The 12,317-nt window shown below is 65.5% G+C and carries 15 protein-coding genes; 7 read left to right on the forward strand and 8 right to left on the reverse strand.

Going from position 1 to position 12,317, the window contains the following annotated elements:
- Nucleotides 1-3 precede the first annotated feature (3 nt).
- Both AB8717_RS21590 and AB8717_RS21595 read right to left on the reverse strand, forming a co-directional pair.
- Complete coding sequence (locus AB8717_RS21590) at nucleotides 4-747, reverse strand: SDR family NAD(P)-dependent oxidoreductase (protein ID WP_443751103.1); 744 nt, start codon at nucleotides 745-747, stop codon at nucleotides 4-6.
- A 76-nt stretch (nucleotides 748-823) separates the two neighbouring features.
- The gene (locus AB8717_RS21595; protein WP_443751104.1) at nucleotides 824-1,303 is read right to left on the reverse strand and encodes a hypothetical protein; all 480 of its coding nucleotides are present in this window, start codon (nucleotides 1,301-1,303) and stop codon (nucleotides 824-826) included.
- A 232-nt stretch (nucleotides 1,304-1,535) separates the two neighbouring features.
- Here AB8717_RS21595 and AB8717_RS21600 point away from each other — a divergent pair, with 232 nt between their 5' ends.
- Together AB8717_RS21600 and AB8717_RS21605 are read left to right on the forward strand one after the other, a co-directional pair.
- Nucleotides 1,536-3,854, forward strand: coding sequence for a TonB-dependent receptor (locus AB8717_RS21600; protein WP_443751105.1), 2,319 nt, complete (start codon nucleotides 1,536-1,538; stop codon nucleotides 3,852-3,854).
- Entirely contained in the window at nucleotides 3,844-4,104 is a 261-nt protein-coding gene (locus AB8717_RS21605; RefSeq protein ID WP_443751106.1) for a hypothetical protein, read from the forward strand. Before AB8717_RS21600 ends, AB8717_RS21605 begins: the two co-directional genes overlap by 11 nt.
- On the opposite strand, the gene AB8717_RS21610 is transcribed toward AB8717_RS21605, so the two are convergent.
- The 3 genes from AB8717_RS21610 to AB8717_RS21620 are packed head-to-tail and all read right to left on the reverse strand — an operon-like array spanning nucleotide 4,101 to nucleotide 5,911.
- On the reverse strand, nucleotides 4,101-4,766 hold the full coding sequence (locus AB8717_RS21610) for a hypothetical protein (protein ID WP_443751107.1): 666 nt from the start codon (nucleotides 4,764-4,766) through the stop codon (nucleotides 4,101-4,103). The two genes, AB8717_RS21605 and AB8717_RS21610, sit on opposite strands and share 4 nt — an antisense overlap.
- Nucleotides 4,767-4,818: 52 nt before the next feature.
- Nucleotides 4,819-5,244: a YybH family protein gene (locus AB8717_RS21615; RefSeq protein WP_443751108.1), complete on the reverse strand. Its 426-nt coding sequence runs from the start codon at nucleotides 5,242-5,244 to the stop codon at nucleotides 4,819-4,821.
- 40 nt (nucleotides 5,245-5,284) lie between these two features.
- A complete protein-coding gene (locus AB8717_RS21620; RefSeq protein WP_443751109.1) occupies nucleotides 5,285-5,911 on the reverse strand; it encodes a DUF2306 domain-containing protein in 627 nt (208 codons plus the stop codon).
- Between the two features lie 134 nt (nucleotides 5,912-6,045).
- Here AB8717_RS21620 and AB8717_RS21625 point away from each other — a divergent pair, with 134 nt between their 5' ends.
- Both AB8717_RS21625 and AB8717_RS21630 read left to right on the forward strand, forming a co-directional pair.
- Nucleotides 6,046-6,708, forward strand: a complete 663-nt coding sequence (locus AB8717_RS21625; protein WP_443751110.1) for a TetR/AcrR family transcriptional regulator C-terminal domain-containing protein — start codon at nucleotides 6,046-6,048, stop codon at nucleotides 6,706-6,708.
- A 174-nt stretch (nucleotides 6,709-6,882) separates the two neighbouring features.
- Nucleotides 6,883-7,440 carry a type 1 glutamine amidotransferase domain-containing protein gene (locus tag AB8717_RS21630; protein WP_443751111.1) on the forward strand — a complete coding sequence of 186 codons (558 nt, stop codon included), beginning with the start codon at nucleotides 6,883-6,885 and terminating at the stop codon, nucleotides 7,438-7,440.
- Between the two features lies 1 nt (nucleotide 7,441).
- Here the strand turns inward: AB8717_RS21630 and AB8717_RS21635 are convergent, their stop codons facing one another.
- The gene (locus AB8717_RS21635; RefSeq protein ID WP_443751112.1) at nucleotides 7,442-8,452 is read right to left on the reverse strand and encodes an alpha/beta hydrolase; all 1,011 of its coding nucleotides are present in this window, start codon (nucleotides 8,450-8,452) and stop codon (nucleotides 7,442-7,444) included.
- A gap of 119 nt (nucleotides 8,453-8,571) precedes the next feature.
- On the opposite strand from AB8717_RS21635, the gene AB8717_RS21640 reads away from it, so the two are divergent.
- The 3 genes from AB8717_RS21640 to AB8717_RS21650 all read left to right on the forward strand — a co-directional run bounded on the left by AB8717_RS21640 (nucleotide 8,572) and on the right by AB8717_RS21650 (nucleotide 10,528).
- A complete protein-coding gene (locus AB8717_RS21640) occupies nucleotides 8,572-9,333 on the forward strand; it encodes a LytTR family DNA-binding domain-containing protein (protein ID WP_443751113.1) in 762 nt (253 codons plus the stop codon).
- Between the two features lie 100 nt (nucleotides 9,334-9,433).
- Complete coding sequence (locus AB8717_RS21645) at nucleotides 9,434-10,213, forward strand: hypothetical protein (RefSeq protein WP_443751114.1); 780 nt, start codon at nucleotides 9,434-9,436, stop codon at nucleotides 10,211-10,213.
- 108 nt (nucleotides 10,214-10,321) lie between these two features.
- Entirely contained in the window at nucleotides 10,322-10,528 is a 207-nt protein-coding gene (locus AB8717_RS21650) for a hypothetical protein (protein ID WP_443751115.1), read from the forward strand.
- On the opposite strand, the gene AB8717_RS21655 is transcribed toward AB8717_RS21650, so the two are convergent.
- Together AB8717_RS21655 and AB8717_RS21660 are read right to left on the reverse strand one after the other, a co-directional pair.
- Nucleotides 10,515-11,099, reverse strand: a complete 585-nt coding sequence (locus AB8717_RS21655; protein ID WP_443751428.1) for a sugar O-acetyltransferase — start codon at nucleotides 11,097-11,099, stop codon at nucleotides 10,515-10,517. The two genes, AB8717_RS21650 and AB8717_RS21655, sit on opposite strands and share 14 nt — an antisense overlap.
- Before the next feature lie 29 nt (nucleotides 11,100-11,128).
- Nucleotides 11,129-12,238 carry an acyltransferase family protein gene (locus AB8717_RS21660; protein ID WP_443751116.1) on the reverse strand — a complete coding sequence of 370 codons (1,110 nt, stop codon included), beginning with the start codon at nucleotides 12,236-12,238 and terminating at the stop codon, nucleotides 11,129-11,131.
- Nucleotides 12,239-12,317 lie beyond the last annotated feature (79 nt).

The following is a 12,317-nucleotide window of genomic DNA, read 5'->3' on the forward strand; positions in this document are numbered from 1 at the left end:
GCATCAGCTTAGCGCCGCCATGCCCTCGGCGGAAACGATAAAATGGCCGCTGTTCGTGGCGTCACGGACAAGCTCCAGGACGGCGTCCGCCACCTGCCGGGTCGTCTGCGCCGGTCCGATGGCCGCCAGGAACCCCGCCTCGGTCGTGCCGTTATAGGCGGCATAATCCCTGACAGCCGCTGCCCCCAGATCGGTTTCGGCCATGATGCGCGCCGGCGCCAACGACACGAAGCGCAGGTCCAGCCCGGCACGGTCCGACGCCTTCTGGGCATAGCTGCTAAGGTACATCTGCATGCGCTTAGCGCCGGCATAGGAACCCGAGATCGGCGAGCCGTTGACCACCGCGCCGCTCGACATCGTCACCACGACCGAGCCCGGCGACAACGGCCGTTCCAGCACGGCCTTCAGGAAATTGAAGCTGATGCGTGTATCGGTTTCCCAGCTGACGTTGAAGGCATCCCAGTCGAGGCCGGGAAAGGCGATATTGACCGTCATGGCCCCGCCGCACAGCACCAGGATCTTCGGCGCCTGAACAGCTAGGACGCGGTCGGGTGCGTCGGGCCGGGTAGCGTCGCAGGCCAGGGTCTTCACGCCCGGCAGGTCGCGGGCGATGGCGTCGAGCCCTTGCTGTCCGCGCGCCACGACCAGGACGTCGGCGCCGAGCGCGTGGAAGGTTTCGGCCAGCACCCGGCCAAGGCCCCGGCTGGCGCCGATCAGGGTAACGGGCACATCGGTAAGGTCGTTCATGTCATCTCTCCTCTGTAGTGACGCAGGGTGAGACGACCGGCCCCGGCGGAATGCATCGCCGCCGGAATTTTTTTGATCAGTTGTTGTGGTTGACCTCGACCACGGCCAGCTTGCCATCGACCTTGTCGAAGCGGTAATGGCCGGTCAGCTCATGGCTCTTGCCGTCCGCCGTCTTCACGGCAAAGACCACATCGCAATTGTTGCCGGGCTTCGGCTTCGCCTCGGCGCAAGACGAGGATTTCATGGCGGTGTAGACCCCCTTGGCCAGGTAACGGTCATAGGCCGCCTGCTCGCGGTCCTGCCTGGCGATCTCGGCCGACCGTTCGGCCTCGCCATTGTCGGACTGCCCGACCGACGCGCTGACTTCCTTGACCAGGCGGACGCTGTCGTCGAACCCCTTGGCATGCTCGTCCATGAAGGCCGCTTCGCTTTGAAGGCCTCCGATCTCCACCTGCCACTGGACTTTCGTCGCGGCGTCGAGCGCCGATTGCGACGGCTTGCAGGCGCCGAGCGCCGCGCAGGCAGACACGCACAGTAAAACACGCGACACTTTCATTTGAATATCCCCCCAAGGCGCCGTCCCCTCCGGCCGGCCGGCCGGCTCCATCTAGCGCAGCCCTTCGTCACGCGAAAGTCCCCTGGGGTGAAAATTTATGCCGAAGGTTGTGATCGTGTCGACAGCAACGAAATGTGCCCGAACATTAATGATCAGAAATGTTCGATCGCGCGCCTTTCTATTTCCTCGCGAAGCCGGTAAACATGGCCAAGGCGATATCGAGGGGAATATGATGGGGGACATTCGTCAACCGGTTACCGGGTTGCGCAAGGCTGCGTGGCTGACATCCGTGGCGCTTCTCGCGTTCGGCCTTGGCGGGCATGCCATGGCGCAGACGTCTCAACCTGCGCCCCCCGACGCAAAGCCCGCGGCAAAGACCGATCCCGCCAAAAAGAGCGACGACAAGGCGACAGACGATAAATCCGGCGGCGACAATCCCGTCATCGTCACGGGTGAAAAGCCCCTCAACCGCATCGACCGCCAGGTCTACGACAACACCAAGGACCCGGACAGCAAGACGGCCACCGCCGCCGACGCGCTCAACAAGGTCCCGGGCGTGTCTGCCGACAACCAGGGCAATGTCACCCTGCGCGGCAACAATGTGCAGATCCTGATCAACGGCAAGCCGTCGCCCCTGATGCAGGGGGACAACCGCGCCGCGGCGCTGCAAGCCATGCCGTCCAGCATGATCAGCTCCATCGAGGTCTCCAGCAATCCCGGATCCCAGTATGGCTCCGAAGGCTCGGGCGGGGTCATCAACCTGGTGACGCGCACCTCCGGCCCGCCGGGCTACCTGGCCAATCTCACCGGCCAGGTCATGTCGAACGGCGGCGCGACGCTCAACGGCTTCGCGCAATATAACCAGGGCAAGCTCAGCGCCACGGGCTTCGGCATGCTGGGCGACCAGAAGCGCAATGGCGGTTTCGGCTCGTCGCTGTCGCAACTCGATTCCAGCGGCCATCCCACGCGCACGACCCAGGGCAACGGCGAGAGCCGCAGCGACACGCACATCGTCCTGACCAACGGCAATATCGACTACATGCTGAACACGCAGGACAGCCTGACGGGACAGTTGAACTACATGCGCATCGACAATGCGTCGGACTATACGGGCAACAGCGCCGTTTACGATGCCGCGGGCAGCAATACCGAACGCTATACAGGCGTCAGCGCCTCGCACTATCTCAGCGACTCGACAACGCTCGGCACCTCGTGGAACCACAAGGGCGCCAAGCCGGGCGAGACCCTTAAGGTCGACTATCGCCTGACGCGCGTTCTGACCGGCCTGACGTCGGACACCACCAACACCTATTCCCTGTCCAACATTCCGTCGAACAGCGGGCCGCGCGCCTCGGGCTTTCTTTCGGGCTCGGCGCAGACCACCGGCATCTTCAGCACCGACTACAATACCAGCTTCGGCGACGACCAGCTGACCACGGGCGTGCAGATCACCCACGACGACGTGAAAAGCCACAGCCAGGTCACCCTGCCCTATACGCCGGGATCGGGCACGCCCGTGACCAACTCGGCCCTGACCAACGCCTATGTCTATACCCAGACGCTCAGCGCCGCCTATGTCACCTGGCAGAAGGCGCTGGGCCAGCACTGGACGGTGCTGGGCGGCGTGCGGTCCGAGACGCTCGACTTCAACTCGACCCAGGTCCAGACCGGCACAACGGTCCATGTCCGCTACACCAAGCTCAACCCCAGCTTCTTTGCGACCTACATCATCTCGCAGGAAGCCAAGATCCGCTTCAACTATTCGCACCGCCTGCAACGCCCGACGCCGCAGGACCTCAATCCGTCGGTCGTCTACCAGGGCTCGACCGCGGTGACAGTCGGCTCGACCAGCCTGAAACCCCAGGAAACCGACTCGTTCGAGGCCGCCTACGAATACGGCCGCAAGGACTTCAGCTGGTCGCTGCGCGGCTATCACCTGCAATCCTACAAGGTGCTCAATCCGGTCAGCTCGTTCATCGCCGATCCGCAGAACGCCGGCAACCAGGTCGTGCTGACGACGCGCCGCAACGACGGCACCTCGAACCAGACCGGCGTCCAGGCCAACTTCACCGGCGTGCTGAATAAAAAGTGGCGGGTCAATGCCACGACCAATGTCTACGAAGTGCACATGGTGGCGCCGAACGTGCCCGGCCGCCAGTCGCAGCTGACCGTCGCCACCCAGCTGAACCTGACCTATACCGCCGCCAACAAGGACGCCTGGAGCGTGCGCTTCAACGATCCCGGCAGGACACTGACCGGCGAAGGCTATCGCCTCAGCCCGGTGAGCAGCGCCCTGACCTACAGCCACGACCTCAACGGCTCGACCAAGCTGATCGTGGCGGTGCAGGAGCCCCTGCGCGCCACCAAGTCGGCCTCGGTGCGCCATACCAGCTTCGTCGACAGCTGGAATATCAACAGCCAGCAGGCGCCCACCTTCTATATCAGCCTCAGCCGCCGCTTCGGGTCGGGCGTCTACGCCCCGCCGAAGAACACGCCCGCCCAGCCCGCCAACGGCCCGGGCAGCGGCAGCAGCGTCCGGTATGGCAGCTGACATGCTGATCACCGGCGGCCTGTTCGCATTGATGCTTTACGCCCTGCTCAAGATCCTCGGCATCTGGCATGCCGGCCAGGTCAGGATGCTTGACGGGACAGTCCTGTCACTGAAGTCGAAGCCCGGCCGATTCATCGCCGCCATGACGGTGGTCACAGCCACCTGCCTGCTTGTACTCGGCTATACCGGCTTCGAGATCCTGGACACGCTGACCGTATCGTGGAGCGGCCACGCGCCGGTGGTGGATTAGTAGAATCCGGACTGGCGGACGACGGGGCCGTGCGCGTCCTCGCCCAGCACCCTGACGAAGCGGTCCCACACCATGCGGCGGCTATAGCTCGCGCCCCGCAGGAGCAGCCTGTTGGTATTAAGGTACGCCATCTCGTGCGCAACCTCCCCGAACGTCCGCGCCGACGGCCAGCCTACGGTGAAAATCCGGCCATGCAGCCATTGCACCGTCACGATCAGGACAATAAGCGCACCCAGCAACGCCCACGGGCCAATAACAGGCCAAAGCCCGGCCGTGGCCAGTATGGCCGCGAGCACCGACAGGCCCAACGTCGCCAGCGACGGGGTGCGCGCGGGCATGGCCCATCCTTGCGCATCCAGTGTCTCCCGCAGCCTGACATAGCATAGTCCCTTCACATCGCGCAGCGGCGTGTCGGGCCGCAGGGCCGGGTCGCCGATGGCGGCGCGCAGGCGGTAGAACGCCATCTGGCTCGGGCACTTGCCGCCGGAGGTCAACCGCCGGGGCAATCCCGCCCAGACGACATCGCAGGCGTCCCCGACACTCAGGCAATCGTCGAAGGCGTCATCGGCGAAACGGACGCCGAAGTCTTCCTCGATACCCATGATAAGCTCAACGAAGTCGTCTCCGTCGATTCTCGACCCCTTGGTCAGACGTGCGGACATGGCGGCCTCCCTCATCAGGCCGCAGGCTACCACCGTCATGCCCACCGTCAAGTCAGGGCACGAGGTCGAGAACCGCCGTGCCGGCGCGCACATCGACGGGCGCCGACACATGCTCATGGACGATCCGCCACCAGCCGTCGATCCGGCGGTAACAGGCCGTCCAGCGTACCCATCGCTCCGGCGTGGCGCTCGTGCGATTGAGGCTGTGGCTGAAGGCGACATCGCCGCCGACCGCAATGTTCAGATCGCTGACATCGTAGTCGAGCGGCGGACCGTGGCCTTCGAAAAGCGCCTGCCAGCGACCGCGAAAGTCTTCGCGGCCATGCCTGAGCGGCGGCCCCAGGTCGAAGGACACGACGTCGGGCGCGAAGGCGAACATGACGCCTTCGACATCCTTGGCGCGGATGGCCTTGACGAAGGCGTCGACCAGTGCCCGAATGGCGGCTTCGTCCTTCACGGTATCGTCGGCGGTGGTCATCTGCGGTGCGCCTCCATGCGGCGCCCCTCCCCGCTGCAGCCTACCACCGTCCGGACGGGCCAGGAAGCCTCAAGCGTGCAGCCCGCCTCCGCCGCAGATTGACGATTTCGGCGACGGCGAGGTTGATTCCCCAGCCCGCCCCCATCAGCCAGGCGCGCACCACGGGGTCCGGCATGCCGCCCACCAGCACGAAGTACGGCAGGTGGGTCAGGACCTGCGTCCCCGCTCCCATGCCCACCGCATAGGCCCGGGTCATCCAGGCGCTGTGCGTGGCCACGTCCCCCCGCCGGATCGCCGCCAGGGCCAGCAGGATCGACACGATCATCGCGGTCCCTACGGCCAGGCGGATGACCTTCAGCGCCTCGCCGTCGCTGGGCGGCAGCGTGTAAAACACCGCCATCCACACGCCGGACAGGGCCGCCAGAAGACCGCACACCACCAGCAGCCGGCCGGCCATCCGGTGCCAGGCCGGCCATTTCCACCGGATCCCCGTCACGAACTGGAACGCCCCCAGCACCGCAAAGACGAGCGACGCCGCAAGATGGACGACGATCGGCAGCGGCGCCGCGAAGAAACGCGCATTGGCCGCCGTCACCGGCGCGTGCGACGCCAGTTCGTGCAGCCGCGCCGTCCCCGCGATCACCGGCACCATGGCCAGCAGCAGCAACCCTCCGGCCGCCGCCCAGCCCCCTGGTCTTCCCCCCATCCCCCGCCTCCCTTACAGTGCTAACCCGATCTTAGCGCTATGGGCGTACGATGTACGCGTACAGTGTACGCACGTCAAGGCCGAAAGTGAGTATCATGCCGGAATCCGCGTCCCGCCGCCTCGATCGCGGCCGCATCGTCGACGCCGCCATCGCCATCGCCGACGCGGAAGGCATTGCCGCCGTGACCATCCGGCGCGTGGCGGAGGCGCTGAAAGCCGGCGCCATGTCGCTTTATCGCCATGTCGACGGCAAGGATGCCCTGCTCGATGCGCTGGCCGACCGTATCGCCGCCGATATCCCGCTGCCGGAATCCGGCTCCGGCTGGCGCGAAGGCCTGCACGCCCGGGCAGTCGCGACACGGCGTATATGCCTGCGCCATCCCTGGGCGGCGCGGCTTCTCGAGTCGCGCCTGGCGTCGGGTCCCGCACGCCTCAGGATGCAGGAAGCCGGTCTTGCCCTGCTGGCCGGTGACGGCTTTTCGCTTTCGCTCGCCTGCCGGGCGCTGACCGTTCTCGACTCGTACATCTACGGCTTTACGCTGCGTGAAAGCGCCCTGCCGCCGTCCGACGCCCTGCCCGACGCGGTGCGCGACGTCGCCCCCGCCATCCGCCCGGAGGACTATCCCCACATCGTCACCGCCATGATGCACGCCATGGCCGAGGCGCAGAAGGACGGGGGCGCGGCCGCGCTGATGGAAGCCGACTTCCTGTTCGGCCTCGATCTGCTGCTTGACGGCTTCGCGGCGGCAAAAGGCTGATCACTTCTTTTTGCCGTCCGGCCGGAAACTTATGGGAAACTTACGCCCGCAGGCCCAGACTCCGGGTGTCCGTTTGAAACCGGCATAACCCTCGCCGGCAGCGTCGCGTCATCGTCAAATGCAACCCCGCCACCGGGACGTCCCGGCGCGCGGCCCCATGCCAGGAGACACATCATGGCCGCCAAACTCCACCATTTCCGGGTCGCCATCCTCGCCACCGACGGTTTCGAGGAATCCGAACTGCGCAAGCCGCGCGAGGCCCTCGACCAGGCCGGCGCCAAGACCACCGTCGTTTCGCAGCGAAGCGGCGATATCCGCGGCTGGTCGATGCGCGACTGGGGCGATACGGTCCGCGCCGATGCCACGCTGGACCAGGCCGATCCCGCCGATTTCGATGCCCTGATGCTGCCCGGCGGGGTGATCAATCCCGACCGGTTGCGCATCGATCCCCGCGCCGTCGCCTTCGTGAAAGCCTTTGTCGACGCGAACAAGCCGATCGCCGCCATCTGCCACGGCCCGTGGACGCTGATCAATGCCGGCGGCGTCAAGGGCAGGCGGATGACGTCCTGGGCTTCGCTCGAGGCCGACCTGGCCAATGCCGGCGCCCACTGGGTCGACGAGCCGTGCGTGACCGACGGCAATCTGGTGACCAGCCGCCGGCCCGACGACATCCCGGCCTTCAACGACGCCATGATCGCGCTCTTCGCCCAGCGCGTCAAAATGCCGATGTAGGTTACTTCAGCATCTCGACCGCCGTATCGGCTTCGGCCTTCAGCGCCTCGGGCTGATAGACCATGCCCATGTGCCCGACGCCCTTGAGCACGGTCACGGGGATGGCCGGATTGACCGCGGCGAAGGCGGCGGGGTAGGCCTCGGCGTGGAAGAGTTCGTCGTTCGCCCCGATCAGCACGCGCGTCGGAGCGTGGATCGCCGCGATCGCCGGCTGCCATGTGTGCGGCAGGTTGGCCGAAGCCAGCAGGGCGTGACTGTAGGCGCGGGGGCGCATATTGCGGTCGCTGTCCGGCACGGCCATGGCCAGCACCGTCAGGTGGTCGAAGGCGGTGATGTGCATATTGTCGAGGATGGTCAGCACCACGATGCGCGGCACGCTGACGCTGGTCCACCCCCCCTCGTCCGGACGGTCCATGGCCGTACCCTGGGCGATGAAGGGCGACAGGGCCAGGTATCCATCGTAATTCTTCGCGTAACGGGCCATACCGGCCGTCCGCAGGATGGTCGAGCCGCCCATGGAATGCCCGAGCAGCAGCCGCTTCTCGCCGGGATGCTCGCGCGCAGCCAGCCTGGCGAAATCCTCAAGGTCGTCCTCGTACTGGCCGCGATAGACGACGTCGCCCAGGCGCCCGTCCGGCCCCTTGCTGAGGCCGTGGCCGCGCAGGTCGATCGAATAGACGGTTATGCCGCGGGCCGACAGCGCCGCCGACACACCCTGCATGGCGACCGTCGTGCCGGACGACCCGTGCACCACCACGGCAACCCCGGCGCCCGGCTTGCCCGGATAGTAGCGGTAGGACAGCGTCTGGCCGTCGCGCGCCTTCATGAAGCGCGCCGGCGGCTGCTGCCTCGCAAAGGCCCTGAGCGGATCGCCTGCGCTTTCGATGGCCGCGATGGGCTTCGGCGTTTTCGGCGCGGTGAAGACCAGGACGCCGCCGGCGACGGCCGCCATGACCACCGGCGTGACGACAAGGCCGCGGACGAGATGTTTCAGGACGTGTTGAAAGTGCATGTGTTTCCCCAGCTGGAGTGCGATTGACGCCGCTTGCCTAAGACAGCGCCGCGCCTTATGTCTCAGGGGTTTTCGCCAGTGGCCGTTTTCTTTCGCCAATGGCAAACCCTGGGGGTCCGATGCCGTTTCTCACATTCCGGTCCGCACCGATCCTGCCGTGGCGCGCCCTGGTCACCCTGCCGCTGGCCGGGCTGATCCTTGGCCTGATCGGACCGTTCGGCAGCTATTCCGGCATGAGCCTTTTCGAGCGTATCGGCCATTTCATGCTGTGCGCCACCCTGATCGGCTCGGCGTCGCTGATCGTCTCCTACGCCGTGGCGCGGCGGTTCTTCCAAGGCTTCTGGCCGCTATGGGCCGCGCTGCTGGTCGATCTGGCTTTGACCGGGCCCGCCGCGGCGGTGGTGTATCTCAGCCTGCACCTGATCGTGCCCGGGGTCGCTGCCCGCCTGCAGCCGCTGGACTTCCTGTGGCAGAACCTGATCCTGGCCCTGATCTTCCGCGCCGTCAGCCTGCTGATCTCGTGGGCCCGCATCCGCGACGGCGGCCAGATCGAAACATCCGCCCCATCCGCCGAAGCTGCGTCGGACCTGCGCGCCAAGCTGCCGCGCGGGCTTCGCGCCGAACCCGTGCTGGCCCTGTCGTCCGAGGACCATTATCTGCGTGTCCACACGCCCAAGGGCGAGGCCCTGATCCACATGACCCTGGCCGAGGCCGTCGAAGGCCTGCCGCACGGCTTCCAGATCCACCGCTCGCACTGGGTGGCCGACACGGCGATCCGCTCGGCCGACGCCAACCGCGTCGAACTGGTCACCGGCCTCAGCCTGCCGCTCAGCCGCCACCGCCGCAAGGCGTTCGACGCCTGGCTGGACGCGACGGCCTGATATATGTCCGGCGTGACGTGCGATCTCCGCGCTCACGACACGGCCCCCGGCTACGGTCGCGTATCGCATCCCGCGAATCGTACCGGAATCCCTTCGTCAAATGTCTGAACAGTCTACCATTTTTGTCGCCACCCCCTGTTTCGGCGGCCTGGTTACCCAAGGCTACATGCAGTCCGTCATTGCGCTGATGCAATATACCTCGGCGCGCAACATCCACATGACCCTGGCCATGCTGGGCAACGACGCCCTGATCACGCGTAGCCGCAACACCCTGGTGTCGGCCTTCCTCAACCAGAGCAACGCCACGCACCTCCTGTTCATCGACGCCGATATCGGCTTTATGCCCGAACACGTCGTGCGCATGATCGAGGCCGACAAGGACGTGGCCGGCGGCATGTATCCGATCAAGGCGCTGGACTGGGACAATGCCCTCAAGTCACGCGTCGAGGGCGAGCGCCCGGAAGACGCCGCCCTGCACTATGTCGGCACGCCGCAGGACGGCGACGACGTTATCCGCGACGGCGATTTCGTCACCGCCTCCTACTGCGGCACCGGCATGATGCTGATCAAGCGCCATGTCATCGAGACCATGATCAGGGCCTATCCCCACTTGCGCTACGACGCCATCCACGCCTATCCGCGCGTCAAGGCGACCGACGGCACGCAGTACGCCCTGTTCGAGTGCCTGATCGACGAAGAGACCGGCCTCTACCTCAGCGAGGACTATGCGTTCTGTCACCGCTGGCGCGCCCTGGGCGGCCAGATCTGGCTCGATACGCGCGGCCAGCTGACCCATACCGGGCCGCACGATTTTGTCGGCAACCCGCATAGCCGGTTTCAAAATCTGGCAGGCCGTGCGCCGCTGCGGCTGGTCACCTGACGGGCGGCCTATAACGCCGCCTTTACGTCCGGCGGCGTTCATCACAATTGCCGTGAAAGGCCCGGATGCGCTGAAATGCTCCCGACAACCTCTTCGGGAGCCTTTGAAATGAACACCGAACCCACTCCGGTCATGCTCGACAACCGCGACCTCAAGGCCGTGATGATCCTGGCGCTTGTCGGCACCTTCATGAGCCTGTTGTTCGCCCTGGCCGGCGCCCTGGTCTCGATCGTCTATATGGTGTTGTTCGGCGTTGCCGCCGCGGGCCTGGCCGTCGTGGCGTTCAACTGCCTGCGCGGGCTCAAGCCCGCCTGATCCTCGCCGGCCTGATTCTCGCTGGCCTGATTCTCGCCGGATTGCCCATGACGGTCGCGCCGGCGGGCACATCCTTCGTCACCACGCTGCCTGCGCCGATTATGGCGCCCTCGCCGATCGTAACCCCCGGCAGGATAATGGCGCCTGCCCCGATCCACGCACTGTTGCCGATCGTCACCGGCCGGCCGGGATCGAGCCACACCTTACGGCTTTCAGCATCGCGCGGATGATCGGCTGTTATGATCTGCACGCCGGGCCCCAGCAGGACGTGGTCGCCGATCGTCACCTTTGCCACGTCCAGAATGGTGCAGTTGAAGTTGAAGAAGACGTCGTGCCCGAGCCGGATATTATAGCCGAAATCGCAGTAGAAGGGCGGCCGGACGCGTACCGTGTGCCCGACCTCGGAGAACAGCGCTCTGACCATCGCCTCCTGCATTTCGTGAGCCATGGCGGGGTCGCCGTTATAGCGCGCCATCCACAGCCGGACGCGCTGCTGGTCGGCGTCGAGTTCCGGACAGGCGGCGACATAGCGCTCGCCCGCCAGCATCTTTTCCTTTTCCGACCGCGCCACCGGCCGCGGGCAATCTCCGCGCGGCATGGTCACGCCTTCCGGCCGGTCAGCGGGCGCAGCATTTTGCGCACCGGCTCGTCATAAAGCTTCAGCGCCAGCCAGGCAAAGACCATGACGATGACGAAGGCGCCGGCCCCCGCCATATAGGCGGTGGTCAGCGGCGGCTTCCGGAAGTTGATGAAGTTCATGTAGATGAACAGGAACGGGAAGTGCAGGATATAGACCGGATATGAGATGCGTCCGGCGACCTTGCACAGGGCCATTTCCAGCTTGCCGATCTCCGAATGGGCGCCCAGCAGGATGATCAGCGGGAACAGCACGATGGCTGCGAAGGCCTCGTAGAGGCCGTTGCCGTGCGCGATGGCATCTGGCACCCGCGGCACGGCGAAGATCGCCACAAGCACCCCTGTCAGCACGACCCAGCCCAGGCGGATCTTCGGAAACGCATTGCGTATGCGATACAGCCACAGGCCCATCGTGAAAGAAAAGCCCATGCGCGTCGGCGCACCCCAGATTGTCGTCCAGTCCGAACCCTGGTCCATGGTGTTGGAATGCCAGACCATATGGATAAGAAAACCCGCCGCGATCAGCATCACAAGGCTGAGCAGCCAGGTGTTCAGCCGGCGCAGCACCAGGGCGTAAAAAATATTGCCGATATATTCCTGCATCAGCGACCAGGCCGGGCTGTTGAGGCTGTGGCTGTCGGTCCAGCGGTTGGGCAGCGAAGGATGCGGCAGCACCAGGCAGGCCAGGGCGAAGTCGACCAGGACGGTCGCCATCGGGATGGCCTTCTGGTTGGTGGCGAACGGGTCGAGCGTGAAGCTCAACAGCCCCAAAACCGCTCCGAGCAGAACCAGGGGATGCAGCCGCACCAGGCGGGTGGCGAAGAACTGTCCGGTCGACATGGTCTTCCAGCGGTCGTCATAGGCATAGGCGACGACGAAGCCCGACAGGCCGAAAAAGAAATCGACCGCCAGCGCCGCATGGTGCAGCAACTGGCCGCTGTCGGCCCAGCTGACCGTCATGCCCATGATGTGGAACAGCACCACCAGCACAGCGGCGCTGCCACGCAGGCCGTCGAGGACTTCATAGTGGGGCTTGCCGGAAACGGTGGCGTCGGGCACGGAGGAGTCGGTCATGAGAACTCGCAGGCTATACAATACGCCCGAGATGATCGCTGGTTTGACTGCGCTGTCAATTTTGCGCGGGCTTCGAGAA

It is taken from the genome of Asticcacaulis solisilvae, assembly GCF_052327315.1.
Taxonomy (GTDB): Bacteria; Pseudomonadota; Alphaproteobacteria; order Caulobacterales; family Caulobacteraceae; genus Asticcacaulis; species Asticcacaulis solisilvae_B.